Source organism: Ruegeria sp. HKCCA5839, assembly GCF_013035585.1.
GTDB lineage: Bacteria > Pseudomonadota > Alphaproteobacteria > Rhodobacterales > Rhodobacteraceae > Ruegeria.
This window is the reverse complement of sequence record NZ_WQIE01000001.1, coordinates 275,660-295,855: the sequence shown is the minus strand read 5'-3', so window position 1 is coordinate 295,855 and position 20,196 is coordinate 275,660. Positions and strand designations below refer to the sequence as shown.

The window sequence follows — 20,196 nt, the reverse complement described above, 5'->3', positions numbered from 1 at the left end:
TCATGTGTCTTTTTCAAAGCCACCTTGCCATGCTGCACCTGCAAAGAAAACGGGGAATATCGGGCTGTCCTGCGCCCGAAATTCAGCCAAAAAAAACGCCCGCACGAAGCGGGCGTTAAGTTATTGAGGCAGGTTTCATACAGGCAAGAAACCTATCGAGCAGTGCATCCTTTATAAGCAATTCTACGCCACCATCCAAGCTAAAAGTTTGAAAATATGAAAAATCATCGCTACGATGAACCCCAATAAAATAAGGCCAGAGCAGGATTGTTTCCAAAATGAGCCCCAATCGACTGAGCTACGTTCGTCCACTTATGGCGGGAATCGCATATGTTTTTTCCGCGATGGTAGCGCAAGCAGAATCAGCCCATGGCATAGCTATGTATGGTGAGCCTGCTTTGCCACCGGATTTTGTGTCACTGCCCTATGTCAACCCGGACGCACCCAAAGGTGGCAAAGTGACCTTCGGCAATACCGGTGGCTATGACAGTCTGAACCCGTTTGTGCAGAAAGGCACGGTGCCCTGGCAGCTCAGATTCTGGACCCATGAGAGCCTGATGGGGCGATCCTGGGACGAACCATTCTCGCTTTACGGGCTTTTAGCCGAATCGATTGAGACGGATGACGACCGAACCTGGGTCGAGTTTACGCTGCGCCCCGAGGCCCGATTCTCGGATGGCAGCCCAGTCACGGTCGAGGATGTGATCTGGTCCTATGAAACGTTGGGCACGCAAGGGCATCTGCGGTATCGCGGTTTGTGGGGCAAGATTGACAGCATCGAACAAACCGGCCCGCGCAGCGTGCGGATCACCTTTAACGAGGCGGACCGCGAACTGGCCCTGCTTGCTGGCATGCGCCCGATCCTGCAAAAGGCACAATGGGACGGGAAAGACTTTGCGGACGCACAGCTGCATGACATCCCCGTCGGCAGCGGCCCATATGTGATCGATGATTACGAGGCCGGGCGCTTTGTGAACTTCAAGCGCAACCCGGACTATTGGGGCGCGGATATCCCCTTCCGGCGTGGCACCATGAACCTCGATGACATGCGCATCGAATTCTATGGTGACGGAACCGTTCTGTTCGAGGCCTTCAAAGCCGGAGAGCTGTCCGCCATCCGCGAGTTCAACGCCGACAAATGGGACACGCAGTTTGGCTTTCCTGCCGTTCAGCGCGGTGATGTGGTCAAGACCGAGATCCCCCATGGCAAACCCTCGGGCATGACCGGTTATGTGATGAACACCCGCAAGCCCAAATTCGCCGATTGGCGCGTGCGCGAGGCGCTGACGCTGGCGTTCAATTTCGAGTTTATCAACGACACGATCACCGGCGGTGCGCAGCCGCGGATCACCTCGTATTTCTCGGGCTCGGATCTGGCGATGCAACCCGGCCCAGCGACCGGGCGCGTGGCCGAGCTGCTGCAAGCCTACGCGGATGATCTGCTGCCAGGCACGCTGGAAGGTTATAGCCCTCCGACTGGCGATGGATCGGCCCGCAACCGCGCCAATATTCGCGCAGCGACCGACCTGCTGGCCAAAGCCGGGTGGACCATTCAGGACGGTGTGTTGCGCAATGAACAGGGCGAGGTCTTTGCGATCACCGTTTTGCTGCCCCAAGGCGACAGCGACAATCAAACCGCCATCGACATCTATTCCCGCGCGCTGGAGCGTCTGGGCATTCAGGTCACGACCGACGTGGTCGATCCCGCGCAATTCACCGAGCGCACGTCCGAACTGGATTTCGACATGACGATTTTCCGACGCGCCTTGTCCTTGTCACCAGGGAATGAGCAGCGGCTTTATTGGGGCAGTGAACTGGCAGACGCGCCGGGCACACGCAACCTGATGGGCGTGGCCTCTCCTGCCGTCGACGGGTTGATCGATGCGATGCTGGCCTCGGAAAGTCGTGAGGATTTTGTCGCCGCCACCCGCGCGCTGGATCGTGTGCTGACCGCTGGTCGCTATGTCATCCCGATCTGGAGCTTTGATGTCGGTCGGATTGCCCATGCCAAAGAGCTGCGCTTTCCCGAGACCTTGCCGATCTATGGCGACGGTCCTGAATATATGCCGCAGGTCTGGTGGTATCAGGATTGACGCAGCCCCTCTATTTCCATAATTCGTGAAATATGGAAATAGAGATTTACGACAAGCTCAGTGTATTGGCGCATCCAAAACGGCTGAACCTGTTTCAGCTCTTGATGCGCCGATATCCCGATGCCGTCCCTGCCGGTGAGATCGCTGAGGTGTTGGCACTCAAGCCCAACACCACGTCGACCTATCTGAACGCGCTGAAAGCGGCGGGGTTGATTGCGCAAACCCGCACGAGCACCTTGCTGCACGATCCGGTCTACCTGTCCTCTGTCCGGGGTGTGTTTGATGGCTTGCTGGCATCACCCTTTGAGTCCATGGACAGTACAGCGCTATCCTCCGAACTCAAGCGTATCGGAGACATCCAATGACCGCGCGCCAGTATTTTGCAGAGTTCCTGGGCACCGCCTTTCTTCTGATCGGCGTGGTTGGGTCGGGCATCATGGCGCAAATCCTGTCCGACGGGAACATCGCATTGGCACTGTTGGCCAACGCGATTGCTACCGGCTGCATGCTCTATGCCATCATCACCACCTTGGGTCCGGTTTCCGGTGCGCATTTCAACCCCTCTGTCACTCTGGCCTTTGCGCTGCGCGGCGAACACCCTTGGAGCGCTGTGGCACCTTATGTCCTTGTTCAGGTTGCGGGCGGCATTATCGGGGTTTGGGCCGCGCATTACATGTTTGACCTTCCCATTCTGCAAAGCTCGCAGACGCTGCACCGCACCGGTTCGCATCAATGGTTTTCAGAAATCATCGCCACTTTGGGGCTGCTGTTTGTGATTTTCGGCGGAATTCGGCACAAGCCCGATACGGTACCAGCGCTTGTGGGGCTCTATATCACTGGCGCCTATTGGTACACGTCCTCCACAAGTTTTGCGAACCCCGCGGTGACCATCGCAAGGGGGTTCACGGATACCTTTGCAGGCATCTATCCAGGCCATATCGTGATGTTTATCGCAATGCAGATAATTGCAGTCTTTATCGGACATTTTGTCTTGAACTGGCTGTTCAAACCCGAGACCCAAAGCTCGGTCTGAAACAGAAGACCCATCACCCCAGCACACCCCGCAGCGCCTCATCCGCTGCGGGGTTTTTGTTCTAACGCCAAGATTTTTACCTGCGACATTTTGTCATGTCCGCAGCTTCATCGAACTGTCACTAACCTGTTTCCGGGGGCAGAGCAGTCCAAGGCCACGAAAAGTGATGGGAAAGCTCGATGGTGATGAATTGGACCGATTTGACGCAGGATTGGGATGCGTCTTTCGCGCGCGCAAAGCGCAGGTTCCCGAATCTATGTGACAAGGACATGGCGCGCGCGCCGAAAGACCGCAGCAAGTTCGAGGCCTATCTGGCCGAGCGTCACCAGTTGACGATCACCGAAGCCCACGAAGAGCTTGAGGATTTTCTATATACCGAAGCGCTGAACCGTGAGGCCGGTTTAAGTTAAAGACGTCACCCACAATATTGTCGCATCCTCGTCACTGACCGAAACGACGTTATGGCCCATGCTGCCATCGTAATAAGCGCTGTCGCCGCGGCGCATTTCGACCGGTTCATAGAACTCGGTGTAAAGCCGCACGATCCCTGTGAGCACATACAGAAACTCTTCGCCGTCATGGCGCACCCAGCCGTCAAACTCCTCCATCGACCGGGCCCGAACCCGCGCGCGATAGGGTAGCATCTGCTTTTTGGTCAGCGCCTCACCCAGAAGCTCGTGCTCATAAGTTGCAGTGGCGTGCGCCGTCCCCTCGCCCTGTTTGGTCACGGTCATCCGGCCCACGACCTGATCGCGCTGAGGCGGGGTGAAAAGCTGTGGCACCGAAATCTCAAGCCCTGTGGCCAGTTTCTTGAGCGCATCATAGGTCGGCGACATCTGACCGTTTTCGATCTTGCTGAGCGTCGAACGTGCCAGCCCGGCTTGTGACGCGGCCTGCTCAAGCGTCCAGTTCCGCGCCTTGCGCAACTCGCGCACGCGCGCGCCCAGGTCCAGCGGTTCAACATGCGAATCCTCGCCATTGTCGCGGGCAAGACGGATCAGAGATTTTGGGTCACGTTGTGTCATGGGGTTCTCTATAGGACCGGTGGCCCCTGCTTGCAACGCGGCTGCCATCACGCTAGCCAAACCCTATGCTATCGGTATTCGATCATGGCCCTGCAGATCCCTGCCCTGCACCGTTCAATTTGGCGGCGCATGTCTTGCGTCGGTCCGATCAGAATGCAGGCAAAACCGCCCTGTCCGTCTTGGGGCCCGCAGCGTCCGAGGATTGGAGCTATGCGCAGCTAAAAGCCGCCATCCTGGGCACTGGAACAGGGTTGATGCGCGCCGGTCTGAACCCAGGTGATATCGTGCTGATGCGGCTGGGAAATACGGTGGATTTTCCAATCGCCTATCTGGGGGCCATTGCAGTCGGGATTGTGCCGGTGCCAACCTCGTCGCAACTGACCGAGGCCGAATCGGCCCAGATGATCAGTGATCTTGCGCCAGCGGCCATCCTGCGCGATCCGGTGGTGGCCTGCGCACCGCATCCGAATGAAATCTGCGTCCCAGCGTTGCAGGCCATGCGTGATCTGCCCCCGGCGGCTTTCGATTTGGGTGACCCGGATCGGATGGCATATGTGGTCTATACCTCTGGTACTTCGGGAAAACCCCGTGCGGTGGCCCATGCCCATCGGGCCATCTGGGCGCGGCAGATGATGGTCGACGGGTGGTACGCCCTGCGCCCTGAGGACCGGCTGTGCCATGCGGGTGCGTTCAACTGGACCTACACGCTGGGCACCGGATTGATGGACCCCTGGACCATCGGCGCCACCGCCCTGATCCCCGCACCGGGCACAGAGATCACCACCCTGCCAGACCTGCTGCGCGCGCATCGCGCCACGATCTTTGCCGCCGCGCCGGGTGTTTATCGCAAGATGTTGCAGCGGAGTGATTTCCCTGACCTGCCGGAACTGCGGCATGGGCTCAGCGCTGGTGAAAAGCTGGCGCATAGCCTGCGCGCGGCGTGGCACGACACCACCGGCACCGCGATTTATGAAGCCTATGGCATGTCGGAATGTTCCACCTTCATCTCGTCCAGCCCCGCGCACCCTGCGCGCGGTGACGCCCTTGGCCAACCGCAACCCGGGCGACGCATCGCCATTCTAGGCGAAGATGGACCAGTGCCACAGGGCCAGGAAGGGACAATTGCCATCCACCGCGACGATCCGGGTCTGATGCTGACCTATCTGAACGCCCCGGACGAGGCCGAGGCGCGCCTTATGGGTGACTGGTTTCTGACCGGCGATCAGGGCGCCATGGCTATCGACGGTCAAATCACCTATCTGGGCCGCGACGATGACATGATGAACGCGGGCGGCTATCGCGTCTCACCTGTTGAGGTCGAAAGCGCGCTGTCTCAGCATCCAGGCATCACTCAGGTCGGCGCAGCGGCGGTCGAGGTCAGACCGGACACATTTGTGATAGCAGCCTTCTATACCGGCCCCGAAGAACTGGACGCGGATGCGTTGGACACCTATGTGTCGCAAAAGCTTGCGCGGTACAAACAGCCGCGCGCCTATGTTCATCTGCCGGCCCTGCCCACTGGTGGCAACGGCAAACTCCTGCGCCGCGCATTGCCGGCCTATTTCAAGGCGACGCCCAAATGACCCAGACTGTGAAACTCGACATCATGTCCGACCCGATCTGCCCGTGGTGCTATATCGGCAAGACACATCTGGACAAGGCGCTGGCCGAAATCCCGAACCATCCCTTTGTGATCGAGTGGCATCCGTTCCAATTGAACCCGGACATGCCACAAGGAGGTATGGATCGTCGGGAGTATCTGGAACGCAAGTTTGGCGGCAAAGACGGTGCGGTGCGCGCCTATGCGCCGGTTGTAGAGCATGCCGAGAAAGCCGGTCTGACAATTGACTTCGAAGGGATGAAGCGCACGCCGAACACTCTGGATGCGCACCGATTGATCCATTGGGCGGGGATCGAAGGCAAGCAAACGGCGGTGATCGATGCGCTGTTCAAAGCCTATTTCGTCGATGCGCGCGACATTGGCGATCACGAGGTTCTGGCCGATATCGCCGATAGCATCGGGATGGACGCGGCTGTGGTGTTGAAACTGCTCAGCTCGGACGCGGATCGCGAGGATATCAGCAACCGCGACAGCCATTCCCGGCAGATGGGCATCAGCTCGGTCCCGACCTTCATCGTGGCCAACCAGCATGCCGTTCCCGGCGCACAACCTCCTGAGCTTTGGGCAAAAGTCATCACTGAGCTTATGTCTCAGCTCGAGGCGTCTCCGACAGAATAGCACAGGCCTCTGTGCGCCCATGACCCTATCCCAAGAGGCGCCATCGTGATAGCGCGGTTGGGAAGGAGTTTCCAATGACCGACCGCGTTAACCGTGGTGAATTTATCGCCCTGATCGCGATGATGTTCGCGACGATTGCATTCTCAATCGACTCGATGCTGCCAGCCTTGCCCGAAATCGGTGCTGAACTCAGCCCCGGTGATCCGAACAAGGCGCAGCTGATATTGACGTCGTTTGTGTTGGGCATGGGGATAGGTACGTTCTTCACCGGCCCAATCTCGGACGCGGTTGGGCGGAAACCTGTGATCTATGGCGGCGCGGCGCTTTATATTCTGGCCTCTGCTGTGGCCTGGGCCAGCACCTCACTGGAAGTGCTGCTGGCCGCTCGGATCGTGCAAGGCCTTGGGGCTGCCGGGCCACGCGTGGTGGCCATGGCCGTGATCCGGGATCTTTTTTCAGGCCGCGAAATGGCACGGATCGTGTCCATCGCCATGATGATCTTTACCCTTGTTCCCGCCATCGCCCCCATGATGGGTGCGGGCGTGATCGCTTTGTTCGGATGGCAGGGCATTTTTGTTTCGTTCATCCTGTTTGCGGCGATCATCGTGTTGTGGATGGCCTGGCGCTTGCCGGAATCCCTGGCGCCGGAAAACCGCCGCCCGTTCCGCCTGCCGCTGATGATCAGCGCAGTGCATGAGATGTTTGCCCATCCGACCGTGCGTTTGTCGATCCTGGTGCAGGCGTTGTGCATGGGATTGCTGTTCACCATGTTGACCATGGTTCAACCGATCTTTGACGTGGTTTATGACCGGGCGGAGAGCTTTCCGTTCTGGTTCGGCTTCGTCGCGCTTATGTCAGGCTCTGCCAGCCTGCTGAATGCTGTTGTTGTGGTGCGCTTTGGTATGCGCCGTATCGTAACATGGGCACTTGCTGTTCAGATCATCATCACCACAATTGTGATCCTGCTCAATCGCGCGAACCTGTCGTTGGACGCCTCGTTTGCCGTCTTTGTCGTCTGGCAAACCACCGTCTTCTTCATGGCGGGAGTGACAATGGGCAACCTCAACACCATCGCCATGGAGCCGATGGGCCATATCGCAGGCATGGCGGCCTCGGTCATCGGGTCCATCGCGACCGTACTGGCCGCCGCAATTGCAGCGTTTGTTGGCCAGCTCTTCGACGGTTCGATTGCCCCCCTGACGATCGGCATCCTGACCATGTGCGCGCTGGGTTTTGGCTTGATGCTGCATATGGGCCGGATCGAAAACCGCCTGCTGGCCTAGATCAGGTGAATCACGCTATCCTGCCCCTGCAATCAGTGGGGGGAGGATGCGATGAGCTACGATTATGACTTGGGCACCCATAGCTGCCTTGTAACAACGTCATCACATGAGGCGCAGCTGTGGTTCGATCGCGGACTGGTCTGGACCTATGGCTATAACCATGACGAGGCCGTGGCCTGTTTCCAAAAAGCCGTCGAAGCTGATCCGAATTGCGCCATGGCCCATTGGGGTGTCGCCTATGCGGCTGGCCCCAACTATAACCTGCCGTGGGAATTGCGTGACGAAAACGGACAGACCAATTCCCTGGCCATTGCCTATGACGCAACGCAAAACGCGATGGCACTGTTGGACGGGTGCACACCAGTTGAAAAAGCACTGATCCGTGCCCTGACCGCTCGTTATCCGCAGCGCGAACCAGAGCCTGACATGCACCGTTGGGACTATGATTTCGCAGATGCCATGCGCGCGGCCTTTGCCGAACAACCAAATCATCTGGATTTGCGCACGATCTATGTCGAGGCGCTGATGAACCTGACCCCCTGGCAAATGTGGGACCTCAAGACCGGGCAACCCGCTGAAGGTGCTGCGACGCTTGAGGCGCAGCAGGTTCTGGAAGACGCCATGGCCGAAGATCCCATGGCGATGTCCCATCCCGGCCTCTTGCATCTTTATGTGCATTTGATGGAGATGTCGCCCACGCCCGAAAAAGCGCTGAAGGCCGGAGATATCCTGCGGACCTTGGTGCCCGATGCCGGGCATCTTGTGCATATGCCGACCCATATCGACGTGCTGTGCGGCCACTATCAGAACGTCGCGTTCTGGAACGCCAAAGCCTCAGAGGCCGACTTGAAGTATTACCACCGCGAAGGCGCGTTCAACATCTATACGGGCTATCGCCAGCACAATTATCATTTCGCCATCTATGGCGCCATGTTTCTGGGTCAGATCGAACCGGCTTTGCAGGCCAACCAAGGCATGTGGGAGACCACACCCGAAGACATGTTGCGCGTCGAAAGCCCGCCCATGGCCGACTATTTCGAAAGCTACATGTCCATGGGGCCTCATATTCTGGTGCGCTTTGGTCGATGGGAAGAGGCCAAGGCGCTGGAACTGCCCTCCGATCCTGACCTCTATCGAACCTTGACCGCAACGACCCACTATGCGCGGGGTGTTGCCTTGGCTGCGACCGGCGATGTGACAGCAGCCGAGGCCGAGGAACAGTTGTTCCTGGCCGCCAAGGCCCGGGTGCCGGAAACGCGCCGGCTGCACAATAACCGCGTCATCGATCTGCTTGAAATCGCGACGGAAATGCTGCGCGGTGAGATCGAGTATCGCAAAGGCAACTACGATGCGGCCTTTGCCCATCTGCGCCGTTCAGTCGAGCTGGACGACACGTTACCCTATGATGAACCTTGGGGCTGGATGCAGCCGACACGCCATGCTTTGGGGGCCTTGCTGTTTGAACAGGGCCATCTGGACGAGGCCGAAGCTGTTTATCGTGAGGATCTGGGCCTTGGTGGTACGCTGAGCCGCGCGTCGATCCACCCGGATAATGTCTGGAGCCTCAAGGGCCTTTACGATTGCTTGAAGGCACGCGGGGAAGAGATTGAAATCAAACAGATCAAACAGCGTCTGGATCTGGCTCTGGCCCGCGCCGACCGGGCGGTGGGTGCCTCGTGCTTCTGCGCTCAAGCTGCGATGAGGGCTGCTGAATGAAGCCACTGATCTGGCTGCTGGCCATGTTGATCTGCACCCCGGCCCTGGCCCAGCGTCAAAGCTTCCCCCCCGTGGACGAAGCAGCGAATGACCCCGATTTGGCCGCCTTTCGCGACAGTTTGCGTGCCCTGGTTGATGCGCGCGATGTGGACGGCATCGTGGCTGCAGCCTGCCCGGACATCTATCTGAGCCACAGCACTTTGGGTGGCCCCGACGAATTGCGGGAAAACCTGACAGCCTCCTCGCAGCTGGAACGCGACGCCTTTTGGGCAGCCTTGCAAGATACCCTGTCGCAGCCCGGCTATTTCGACGATCAGGGTGAGTTCTGGATGCCGCATCCCTGGCAGATCACCCTGCCCGCTGCGCTGGATCCGTTCACCGCCTATTTCGTCACCGGTGAGAATGTCTCACTCCGGGCTGGCCCATCGCGCGACGATACGCGCCTGGCGGCGATCAGCCACGAGGTTGTGATCGTGCCAAACTACACCCCGGGTGCCGAATACCAACAGGTTGTGCTGACCGATGGCGGCAATGGTTTCATGCACAGCGATTTCCTGTGGTCCATGGTCGGCTACCGCGCCGCCTTTGTAAAATCCGCTAGCGGGGAATGGCAGTTGTGCACCTTCGTGACCGGGGATTAGTTTTGCAAGATTCTCAAAAGCCGCACAAATTGTTCAACTTTATTTGTCAGAAGGAGCATTCTTATGAACACCACCGAATTCAACCCATCCGTTTGCAGCGAACTAGGGAATTATGTTTACCGTTTGATTGACCCCAGAAACGGTGAGACGTTTTACGTAGGGCAAGGGACGGGTAACCGAGTTTTCAATCATCTACGCGCTGCCCTGCCATATCAAAAGGACGAAGATGCCGTTAGCACGAAAATTTCACGTATTCATGAAATTCACCGCAGCGGCCTTGACGTACAGCACATCATACACCGGCATGCGATCCCCGCATGTGCCGTTGACGAAGTAGAAGCCGCACTGATTGATGCCTATCCCGGCCTTTCCAACGCCCAGCGTGGACATCGCAGCACTGACCATGGACCGATGCATGTAAATCAGATCGTTGATAAATACGATTTACCTGTCATTGATTGGGAGCCGGCTCACAAACTGATCTTGTTGAACATAAACAACTGGCAAGGGTCTGGCCGAGAGGACATGTATCACCAGGTGAGATTTGCCTGGCGTGTAAAAAAAGCCAACGCAGAAGCTGCCGATTTTGTTTTAGCGGTCATGCGTGGAGTTGTAGTGGGAGCTTTCACGGCTTCACGGTGGTTGCCTGCCGTCAAAGGAAATTTCCCAAAACACAACCCAGAGTATCCCGATCGCTATGGATTTGAAGGTGCACCGGCGACACCTGATATCTGGGATCTTTATTGTGGGGAACGCGGGAAACGCATAGCAACAGAACAACTCAAACATGGCCAAAACCCGATAAAATACTGGGGTCTTTAGCCTTTTGCCTTCTTCTTCTCGGCCATCAGCTTTTCCGCAAGATCGCGGGCGATGGCAAAAGCGCCCTTGATCTTGTCGCTGTCTTTCTTCCAGTCACGGCGCACAACGATCTTGTTGTCCTTGACCTTGGCAAGCCCGCGCTGGTTCTGGATGAAGTCGACCAATCCCTGCGGTGAGGCGTATTTGTCATTGTGGAACTGGATCGTCGCACCCTTGGGCCCGCCATCCAGCTTGGCAATCCCGGCCCGCTTGCACATCGCCTTGATGCGCACGACCAGCATCAGGGTGTTGACCTCTTTCGGCAGGGTACCGAACCGGTCTATCAACTCAGCTGCAAAACCCTCTAGCTCGACCTTGGTCGATAGCGAGGACAGGCGGCGATAAAGGCCCAGACGCACGTCCAGATCGGGCACGTAATCTTCGGGGATCAGTACCGGCACACCCAGGTTGATCTGCGGGGCCCATTGGTCGTCAGCATCCGACAGGCCTTCCATCTCACCAGCTTTGATCTTGGCAATCGCCTCTTCCAGCATCGACTGGTAAAGCTCATAGCCCACGTCGCGCATCTGGCCCGATTGTTCCTCGCCCAACAGGTTGCCCGCACCGCGTATGTCCAGATCCTGCGAAGCCAGCGTGAACCCTGCCCCAAGCGTATCGAGTGAGCCCAGAACGCGCAGGCGTTTCTCGGCTGTCGCGGTCAGACGCGCGCGCGGCTTGGTGGTCAGATAGGCATAGGCGCGCGTTTTCGAGCGCCCCACCCGGCCCCGGATCTGATAGAGCTGCGCCAGCCCGAGCATATCGGCCCGGTGCACCACCATCGTGTTGGCCGTCGGGATATCCAGCCCGCTTTCCACAATCGTGGTGGCCAGCAGCACGTCATATTTGCCGTCATAAAAGGCGTTCATCCGGTCGTCGAGTTCCCCCGCCGCCATCTGCCCATGGGCGACCACATAGGTCAGTTCAGGCAGTTGTTCTTTCAGGAATTCCTCGATCTCAGGCAGGTCCGAGATACGCGGGACCACATAGAAACTCTGCCCGCCGCGATAGTGCTCACGCAGCAGCGCTTCGCGGATGGTGACTGCATCGAACTCGCTGACATAGGTGCGGATCGCCAGCCGGTCGATGGGTGGCGTGCCGATGATCGACAGGTCGCGCACCCCGGTCAGGGACAGTTGCAGCGTACGCGGGATCGGCGTGGCGGTCAGGGTCAGCACGTGGATATCGCTGCGCAGCTGTTTCAGGCGTTCTTTGTGGCCAACGCCGAAATGCTGTTCCTCGTCGATGATCAGCAGGCCCAGATTGTTGAACCGGATGCCCTTGGCCAAGAGCGCGTGGGTGCCGACCACAATATCCACCGTACCGCGGGCCAACCCGTCGCGGGTTTGCTGCGCCTCTTTGGCAGAGACAAAGCGCGAAAGCTGCCGGACCTCCAGTGGAAAGCCCCGGAACCGGTCCTTGAAACTGGCCGCGTGCTGGCGCGCCAAAAGCGTTGTCGGCGCGATCACCGCCACTTGCACGCCGGACATGGCCGCAACAAAGGCCGCGCGCATGGCGACTTCGGTCTTACCAAAGCCAACATCACCGCAGATCAAACGATCCATCGGCGCGCCGGATTGCATGTCTTCCATCACGTCCGAGATCGCGCGCAGCTGATCAACGGTTTCCTGATAGGGGAACCGCGCGCTGAACTCCTCCCACGCGTGCGGTGGCGGGTCCATGACCGGCGCTTTGCGCAAGGCACGCTCGGCTGCGATGCGGATGAGCCGATCCGCCATCTCACGGATGCGCTCTTTCAGCTTGGCCTTCTTCGCCTGCCACGCGCCGCCACCCAGCCTGTCCAGCAGACCTTCGTCATGGCCGTATTTCGAGAGCAGTTCAATGTTTTCGACCGGCAGATACAGCTTGGCCTTTTCCGCATATTCCAGCAGCAAGCATTCATGCGCCGCACCCGCAGCGGTCACGACCTCCATACCCAGATAACGCCCGATCCCATGATCCACATGCACCACCAGATCGCCGGGGGACAGCGATTGCGCCTCGGTCAGGAAATTCTCGGCCTTGCGGCGTTTCTTGGGCTGGCGGATCAGGCGGTCGCCCAAAACGTCCTGTTCGGCGATCACTGTGATGTCTGGCGCCTCAAAACCGTGTTCCAGAGCCAACACCGCCAGATGTAGCCCCCGCTTGCCGATGCGGGTGCCGTCGGCGACGGGGATGGCCTCGGCCAGCCCTTCGTCTTCGATCAACCCGCTGAGCCGTTCGCGCGCACCTTCGGAATAAGACGCGATCAGAACCGGGCCTTGTGTCAGCTTGTCACTGATATGGCTGGCCAAAGCTCCAAACAGGCTGACGTTTTCTTGCTGTCGTTCGGGCGCAAAGTTCCGCCCAATCCGACCACCTGCGTCAATGACCCCGGGCCCCGAGGACTGCGGCAGAGGGCTGAACTGCATCACGCGGCGGTTACTTGTCGCGTCCAGCCATGCGGCATCGTCCAGATAGAGCAGCGCAGGCGGTGTCGGCTTGTACACCGTGTCCATACGCGAACGGTTTTCCAACGCAAGACGCCGCGTTTCGTATTGATCGGCAATCGTGTCCCACCGCGCCAGCCGCGCCGGGGTGACCTGATCATCCACCGTGATCGTGGCATCGGGCAGATAGTCGAACAGCGTTTCCAGCTTTTCGTGGAAAAACGGCAGCCAATGCTCGATTCCTTGATGTTTGCGCCCTGCGCTGACCGCCTCATAAAGCGGATCATCGGTGCCCGCCGCGCCAAACTCGATGCGATAGTTTTGCCGGAACCGAGTGATCGCGGCCTCATCCAGAATAACCTCAGAGACCGGCGCCAGTTCCACCACCTCCAGCTTTTCAGTGGTGCGCTGCGACACCGGATCAAAGCGGCGCGCGCCGTCCAGAACGTCACCAAACAGATCCAGCCGCACCGGGCCGGATTCACCCGGAGGGAAGATGTCGATGATGCCGCCGCGGATAGCGTAATCGCCGGGCTCCATCACGGTGGGGCTTTGAGTAAAGCCCATGCGCACCAGAAACTTGCGCAGCGCGTCCTCGTTCACCCGTTGGTCAACCCGCGCGGTAAAGGCAGCCTCGCGCAACACCTCGCGCGCAGGCACGCGTTGGGTGGCAGCATTCAGTGTGGTCAACAGCACGAATTGCGACGGCATTTGATGCACCAAAGCCGCCAGCGTCGCCACACGCGCCGCTGCGATTTCGGCATTGGGCGAGACCCGGTCATAGGGCAGACAATCCCAGCCTGGGAACACAAAAACCGGCAGGTCGGGCGCGAAAAAGGCCAGCGCGGCGCGCATCGCCTCCATCCGCTTGTCATCGCGTGAGATATGGCAGACCGGCCCGCCCGAGCGAGCGATTTCCTTCAGGACAAGCTGCGCGTCATACCCCTCGGGGGCGCCGCCAACCGTCACGTGGTTCGGAGCCTGCATCGCTGTGTCCCTTTTCCTAATCCGTCAGCCCAGAACGCCGATCGAAAGGTTCTGATACATGCCCCACAAAGCGGTGATCAAGATCGAAATCATCCCGATGACCTGCGTAATTATCCGGCAGCGAGTCAGAAATTTGGAAACAATCTGAAGATTTATATCGTTTTGTTTCAGCTTCCGCGCTGTCCACAGGTTCACCAGCCCCACGAAACTCATCGGAAACAGCAACAAAAACACGGCCTGGGCAAATTCCAGATCATAGTAGAACCCAGCTGTCGCCAACCCGGTCAGGAAAAAGCAGGCGATGGCAATGATCGCCAGCCCCGAGACCTCTGAAATATAAAGCAGCCGGTTTCTGTTGATCCGCACGATGTCCAGCAAATCCTGTTCGGACTGCCCACCGACCCGTCTGGCGCGCACGACAAGGTCATATGGAACGCCCATCGCCCAATGGCTTGCGGTCGACCACAGGACCGCCAGCGAAATCCAGTACCACAGGTTCGAAAAACTGCGCATATCGATCAGTTCGAAGATCGAAGAGAAAAAATCCAAGCGCCAACCCTTTATTCATTTACCTTTAGACGTGCTATTGCTCGGCGCGTCTATTGGCACTCTTGAGACTACCGGGAATTCATGCCACCCAATGTCGGATTGTTCAAGGAGCGCGCGCCATGAAACCTACCATTGCCCCCTTCCCGAAAACCCGGTTTCGCCGCGCCCGGCAGTCGGCGGCTATCCGTGGTCTTGTACGTGAAAACACTCTGACACCGGATGATCTGATCTGGCCCGTCTTCGTACGCGATGGTGAGGGCATAGAAGAGCCCGTGCCCTCGATGCCCGGCGTGATGCGGCGTTCGGTTGATCTGATTGCCGAGGTTGCGGTTGAGGCGCAGGCGCTTGGTATCCCCGCGATTTGCCTTTTTCCCTATACCGACGCGTCGCTGAAGACCGAAGACTGTGCCGAAGCCTGGAACCCTGACAACCTGTCGAACCGCGCCATTCGCGCCATCAAACAGGCCGCGCCCGATATCGCGGTGATGACCGACGTGGCGCTGGACCCCTACAATATCAACGGCCATGACGGCTATGTGGTCGAGGGCGAGATCGTCAATGACCAGACCGTCGAAGCTCTGGTCAAGATGACGCTGGCCCAGGCCGAGGCGGGTGCGGATATCATCGGGCCCTCGGACATGATGGATGGCCGGATCGGTGCGATGCGCGACGCGTTGGAATCCGCAGGGCATCAGAATGTAATGATCCTCAGCTATGCCGCGAAATATGCCAGCGCCTTTTACGGCCCGTTCCGCGATGCGGTGGGTGCATCCGGGGCTCTGACCGGTGACAAGAACACCTATCAGATGGATCCGGCAAACTCGGATGAGGCCCTGCGCCTGATCGAGCGGGATCTCACCGAGGGTGCCGATATGGTCATGATCAAACCCGGGCTGCCCTATCTGGACATCTGCCGGCGGGTCAAAGACAGCTTTGGCGCGCCCACCTATGCCTATCAGGTCTCTGGCGAATACGCGATGATCCAGGCTGCGGCCCAGAATGGCTGGATCGACGGCCAGAAGGTGATGCTGGAAAGCCTGATGGCGTTCAAACGCGCGGGCTGTGACGGGGTATTGACCTATTTCGCCCCAGAGGTCGCGAAACTCCTTCAGAGGTAAAACCCACCTCTGTCGCGACTTTTCGCCGATCATAAGGGCCCTAATCGCAGCTTTCCCGTGACAGGGCGGCGCAATCGGCGTATTCTTGCACATAAGATCGGGTGAACCCGACTATCAGGCACATTTACAGAGACATAGAAAACATGAGCAGTTCCAATTCCCCCCGACTGAGCCGTCGCGGCTTTGCCTTTGGCATGGCTGGCATGACCCTCACCGCAGCCTGCGGCAATGGGGTCGGCAACACCAACGCCGCCCAGATCGATGCCCGCGTCGATGCCACGCTGACGGAAATGTACGACAAATATCCAAACACGATCGAGATCGCCAACAAGGCCAACGGTATGCTGGTGATGCCGCTGATATCCGAGGCGGGCTTTATCTTTGGCGGTGGTTTCGGCCAGGGTGCCCTGCGCATCAATGGCGCAACCGTCGACTATTACTCGGCCGTCAAAGGAAGCGCGGGTCTTCAGATCGGTGCACAGCAATACGCCCATGTATTGTTCTTCATGACCGAAGACGCGCTGAACGATTTCCGCCGCTCCAGCGGTTGGACTGCAGGCGCAGACATTGGTTATGTGGTGGATTCCACCGGCAGCACCCTGTCGACCAACACCACAACACTGCTGTCACCGGTTTTGGCCGCAATCTTCGGTCAGGCGGGTCTGCTGTTTGGCGCTACCGTTGAGGGTACGAAATACACCCGGATCATCCCCTGATCCGAACAAACGCAAGTGACCGCCCCCCCTGCGCAGGCGGGGCGTGTACAGCGACGCTACGGTATTGAGCTTGCAGCAGCCAATCCACTTTCGATTCCTCAATGAGACCTGTAGAACTGGCCCGGACAACGGGTCTGTAATGGTGCTTTGATGGTTCACATTTTTCGCTGGTTGATACGGATTGCAACAGGGGTAATCCTGCTGGCGCTGGCGGCCATCGGGCTGGTCTATTTCCTGGCCAGCCAATCCCTTCCCGATTACGATCAAAGCCTTGAGGTCTCAGGCCTTTCCGCCCCGGTCGAGATCGTGCGCGACACTGCAAATGTGCCGCATGTTCTGGGCCAAACCGACCCGGATGTGTTCTTTGGGCTGGGCTATGCCCATGCGCAGGATCGCCTGTGGCAGATGACGGTGTTGCGCCGGACGACACAAGGTCGTTTGTCCGAAGTCTTTGGCGCACGAACGGTCGGCATTGACAAGCTTTTGCGCCGCTTCGATCTCTATGGCCTGGCCCATCGTTCGGTCGAGGTGCAGGACGACTATACCAAAGCAGCCCTTCGGGCCTATGCCGCAGGTGTGAATGCGCGTCTGGATGAAATCAATGAGATGGCGCTGGGACGTGGTGCGCCCGAGATGTTCCTGTTCAACGCGCCTGTCTCACCCTGGCAACCCGGTGACAGCCTCGCGATTATCAAGCTAATGGGGCTCCAGCTTTCAGGCCATCTGCAAGATGAGGTGCTGCGCGCACGCGCCTCGTTGATGCTGAACGACCCGGCGCGGCTTGCTGACATCCTGCCCGATGTACCGGGTCAGAGCATTGCCGCGCTGCCCGAATATGCCGCGCTGTTCCCAACCCTGCCCCGCTTTGCCGAAAGCCAGCCGACCCCGCGCCATCCTTTGTCTCCTGTTCCGGAACAGGGCCTGGCTGGTGCGTCAAATGCCTGGTCAGCAGCACCTGCGCGATCAGCCAGCGGTGGCACGCTGTTGGCCAATGACCCGCATCTGGGTTTCACCGCGCCCGGCATCTGGTATCTGGCGCGGCTCGAGCTGGAAAAAGGTGGTGTGATCGGCGCGTCCATCCCCGGAGTGCCAGCGATCATGACGGGCCGCAGCGACCGGCTGGGATGGGGGCTGACCTCATCCTATCTGGATGACCAAGACCTCCATATCGAAAAGCTGAACCCTGAAAATCCCGAAGAATACCTGACGCCCGAAGGCTACAAGCGGTTCCAAACCCGTCCGTCAATCATCGACATCAAGGATGAGGCTCCGATCACCTTGACCTTGCGATGGACGGAAAACGGCCCAGTGCTGCCGGGTACGGATTACGATCTGGAAACCATCACGCCACCGGGTCATGTGGCGTCGCTGTCCTGGACGGCGCTCAGCGCGCGGGATACCTCAATGACCGCATCGATGGCGCTGATGAATGCCGATACGGTGCGCGAAGCCATCGAGATTGCCGAAGGATTCATCGCGCCCTCGCAAAACCTATCGCTGGTCGACAGGAACATGATCGGCATGAAGCTGATCGGCGCCATGCCCAAGCGAGATCTGAACAATCAAAGCCGTGGCCGCATCCCCACGCCGGGCTGGCTGACCCGCAATCGCTGGGACGGGCGGCTGCCTTATGCAGACAACCCAGAATTTGTGGCCCCAATTGGAGGCATTCTGGGCAACACCAACAACAAGATCATCGACCGGCCCTTCCCCAACCATGTCTCTTATGAATGGGGCGACACGCAACGCATCTATCGCTGGGAACGCCTGATGCAATCGCGCGAGGTGCACACGCGCGACAGCTTTATCGAGGCGCAGCTGGACACCGTCAGCTTTACCGCGCGCTCTTTGTTGCCGCTGATCGGCGCGGATCTGTGGTTCACCGGTGAATCCGCCCCCGAAGGCACGATTGAACGTCAACGACAAACAGCCCTGAACCTTCTGGCGGACTGGAACGGCGAGATGAACGAGCATCTGCCCGAACCGCTGATCTATGCCGCCTGGGTCCGGGCCTTGCAGAACCGCCTAATCGCGGATGAGCTGGGTCCGCTGGCGGCCGAGTTCAAACATGTTGAACCGTTGTTCATCGAACGCGTTTATCGCGACATCGACGGCGCGTCGGTCTGGTGCGACGTCCTTCAAAGCGCTCCGGTCGAGACCTGTACCGACATGGCCCGTCTGGCGCTGGATGATGCGTTGATCTGGATCACCGAACGCTATGGTGGCGCGCTTGAGGCCCTGCGCTGGGGCGATGCGCATCAGGCCACCCATGATCACCCGGTTCTGGGTGAGGTTCCAGTTCTGCGCTATTTCGTCAATATCCGCCAATCGACCAGTGGCGGTGATAACACCCTGCTGCGCGGCCGTACCTCGGGCGAAGGGCCGGATCCGTTCCAGAACGTGCATGGCGCTGGCTATCGTGGGGTCTATGACTTTGCCGATCCTGACAGTTCGGTCTTTATCACCGCAACCGGGCAATCGGGCCACTTCTTGTCGCGCTATTATGACGATCAGGCGCAGCTGTGGCGCCGGGGTGAATATATTCCCATGTCACTGGACATTGATCTGGCCCGTGCGGCGGCTGTTGGCGTGACCCATCTGACCCCTCGCCGCTGACCACGCCCGGTTTTTCGCCGATCCGCCTGGCTTTGACTGCGCGCGGTGGACGGGTGCAGGGTGGCAAGCTAGCATCCAAACGGTAAGGAACGGCAAATGGGGGAATAGCCATGGGCAGCGTGACAGACCGGCTGAACAATCTGGCGCGGGATTATGCCATCGCATGGAGCTCGGGCGACCCGGACGCGGTTGCGGCTTTCTTTGCCGAAGACGGTCAAATCATCATCAACCGGGGCGACGTGCTGAAAGGCCGCGCGGCCATAGTCGAAATGGCCCTTGGTTTCTATGCCGAGTTCCCCGATCTAGAAGTCCGATGCGACATGATGCGATGGGCCGGTAACCACGCCATCTTTGTCTGGACGTTGGAGGGCCATCACGCCCAGACCGGCAATCACGTGGTTACGCGCGGCTGGGAAGAATGGGACCTGACCGAGGATGGCAAGGTGCAATCCTCATTGGGCTGGTTCGACGCGGAAGACTATCAGCGGCAGATTGACGGTGGTTGAAGTTAATCGATCTCACAACCCTGTTCATACTGTGCGATACCGGTGAATTCTGGTAGCCAGCTTTCGCGTCGTGTCGCCCAAAGCTCATAGCTAGGTGAAAATTGATCGGGTGCATCCATCGACCCTAAGTGCAACTCAATCTCTTCTCCACTGCGCGCGAAAACAGAAGATCCGCAACGGGGGCAAAAATGACGCCCTTCGTAGCTATGTGTTTTACCAAAGATTTCCACGTCCTTTTCGGAGAAGACTGCTGCCGCATAAAAGACTGCACCGTGATGCTTGCGACATACTAGACAATGGCAGAGGCCAACCCGAGCCGGACGGCCGCGTGCCGAAAACCGAACGTCACCACAAAGGCATCCGCCAGTTATCTTGTCCATGACGACC

The 20,196-nt window shown here is 58.7% G+C and carries 18 protein-coding genes; 14 read left to right on the top strand and 4 right to left on the bottom strand.

Features of this window, described 5'->3' with window-relative positions; translation table 11 throughout:
- Positions 1-278: 278 nt before the first annotated feature.
- The 4 genes from GOV38_RS01450 (at position 279) to GOV38_RS01435 (ending at position 3,536) form a co-directional block, all read left to right on the top strand.
- Positions 279-2,093: an extracellular solute-binding protein gene (locus GOV38_RS01450; protein ID WP_171207366.1), complete on the top strand. Its 1,815-nt coding sequence runs from the start codon at positions 279-281 to the stop codon at positions 2,091-2,093.
- 32 nt (positions 2,094-2,125) lie between these two features.
- Positions 2,126-2,458, top strand: coding sequence for a helix-turn-helix transcriptional regulator (locus GOV38_RS01445; protein WP_171207365.1), 333 nt, complete (start codon positions 2,126-2,128; stop codon positions 2,456-2,458).
- Positions 2,455-3,126: an MIP/aquaporin family protein gene (locus tag GOV38_RS01440; RefSeq protein WP_171207364.1), complete on the top strand. Its 672-nt coding sequence runs from the start codon at positions 2,455-2,457 to the stop codon at positions 3,124-3,126. The genes GOV38_RS01445 and GOV38_RS01440 overlap by 4 nt, the downstream gene beginning before the upstream one ends.
- A gap of 179 nt (positions 3,127-3,305) precedes the next feature.
- Complete coding sequence (locus tag GOV38_RS01435) at positions 3,306-3,536, top strand: hypothetical protein (RefSeq protein ID WP_174838429.1); 231 nt, start codon at positions 3,306-3,308, stop codon at positions 3,534-3,536.
- Here the strand turns inward: GOV38_RS01435 and GOV38_RS01430 are convergent.
- Complete coding sequence (locus GOV38_RS01430) at positions 3,528-4,151, bottom strand: helix-turn-helix domain-containing protein (protein WP_171099406.1); 624 nt, start codon at positions 4,149-4,151, stop codon at positions 3,528-3,530. The two genes, GOV38_RS01435 and GOV38_RS01430, sit on opposite strands and share 9 nt — an antisense overlap.
- A gap of 65 nt (positions 4,152-4,216) precedes the next feature.
- Here GOV38_RS01430 and GOV38_RS01425 point away from each other — a divergent pair, with 65 nt between their 5' ends.
- The 6 genes from GOV38_RS01425 (at position 4,217) to GOV38_RS01400 (ending at position 10,852) form a co-directional block, all read left to right on the top strand.
- Positions 4,217-5,734, top strand: a complete 1,518-nt coding sequence (locus GOV38_RS01425; RefSeq protein ID WP_171207363.1) for a class I adenylate-forming enzyme family protein — start codon at positions 4,217-4,219, stop codon at positions 5,732-5,734.
- On the top strand, positions 5,731-6,390 hold the full coding sequence (locus GOV38_RS01420; RefSeq protein WP_171207362.1) for a DsbA family oxidoreductase: 660 nt from the start codon (positions 5,731-5,733) through the stop codon (positions 6,388-6,390). The genes GOV38_RS01425 and GOV38_RS01420 overlap by 4 nt, the downstream gene beginning before the upstream one ends.
- A 74-nt stretch (positions 6,391-6,464) precedes the next feature.
- A complete protein-coding gene (locus GOV38_RS01415; protein WP_171207361.1) occupies positions 6,465-7,673 on the top strand; it encodes a multidrug effflux MFS transporter in 1,209 nt (402 codons plus the stop codon).
- 51 nt (positions 7,674-7,724) lie between these two features.
- Positions 7,725-9,389: a hypothetical protein gene (locus GOV38_RS01410; protein ID WP_171207360.1), complete on the top strand. Its 1,665-nt coding sequence runs from the start codon at positions 7,725-7,727 to the stop codon at positions 9,387-9,389.
- Positions 9,386-10,030 (top strand): SH3 domain-containing protein, encoded by a 645-nt coding sequence (locus GOV38_RS01405; RefSeq protein WP_171207359.1) that lies wholly within the window; start codon positions 9,386-9,388, stop codon positions 10,028-10,030. Before GOV38_RS01410 ends, GOV38_RS01405 begins: the two co-directional genes overlap by 4 nt.
- A 63-nt stretch (positions 10,031-10,093) precedes the next feature.
- Positions 10,094-10,852, top strand: coding sequence for a hypothetical protein (locus GOV38_RS01400; RefSeq protein ID WP_171207358.1), 759 nt, complete (start codon positions 10,094-10,096; stop codon positions 10,850-10,852).
- Here GOV38_RS01400 and mfd read toward each other — a convergent pair.
- Both mfd and GOV38_RS01390 read right to left on the bottom strand, forming a co-directional pair.
- Positions 10,849-14,304, bottom strand: a complete 3,456-nt coding sequence (gene mfd / locus GOV38_RS01395; RefSeq protein ID WP_171207357.1) for a transcription-repair coupling factor — start codon at positions 14,302-14,304, stop codon at positions 10,849-10,851. The two genes, GOV38_RS01400 and mfd, sit on opposite strands and share 4 nt — an antisense overlap.
- A 24-nt stretch (positions 14,305-14,328) precedes the next feature.
- Complete coding sequence (locus GOV38_RS01390; protein WP_171099416.1) at positions 14,329-14,853, bottom strand: component of SufBCD complex; 525 nt, start codon at positions 14,851-14,853, stop codon at positions 14,329-14,331.
- A gap of 119 nt (positions 14,854-14,972) precedes the next feature.
- On the opposite strand from GOV38_RS01390, the gene hemB reads away from it, so the two are divergent.
- From hemB to GOV38_RS01370, 4 genes are all read left to right on the top strand, one after another.
- On the top strand, positions 14,973-15,971 hold the full coding sequence (hemB, locus tag GOV38_RS01385; RefSeq protein ID WP_171207356.1) for a porphobilinogen synthase: 999 nt from the start codon (positions 14,973-14,975) through the stop codon (positions 15,969-15,971).
- A gap of 143 nt (positions 15,972-16,114) precedes the next feature.
- Positions 16,115-16,687: a YSC84-related protein gene (locus GOV38_RS01380; protein WP_171207355.1), complete on the top strand. Its 573-nt coding sequence runs from the start codon at positions 16,115-16,117 to the stop codon at positions 16,685-16,687.
- A 150-nt stretch (positions 16,688-16,837) separates the two neighbouring features.
- Positions 16,838-19,303, top strand: a complete 2,466-nt coding sequence (locus tag GOV38_RS01375; protein WP_171207354.1) for a penicillin acylase family protein — start codon at positions 16,838-16,840, stop codon at positions 19,301-19,303.
- A gap of 110 nt (positions 19,304-19,413) precedes the next feature.
- Positions 19,414-19,809, top strand: a complete 396-nt coding sequence (locus GOV38_RS01370) for an ester cyclase (RefSeq protein WP_171207353.1) — start codon at positions 19,414-19,416, stop codon at positions 19,807-19,809.
- Between the two features lie 2 nt (positions 19,810-19,811).
- On the opposite strand, the gene GOV38_RS01365 is transcribed toward GOV38_RS01370, so the two are convergent.
- Positions 19,812-20,189: a GFA family protein gene (locus GOV38_RS01365; protein ID WP_171207352.1), complete on the bottom strand. Its 378-nt coding sequence runs from the start codon at positions 20,187-20,189 to the stop codon at positions 19,812-19,814.
- Positions 20,190-20,196: the final 7 nt, after the last annotated feature.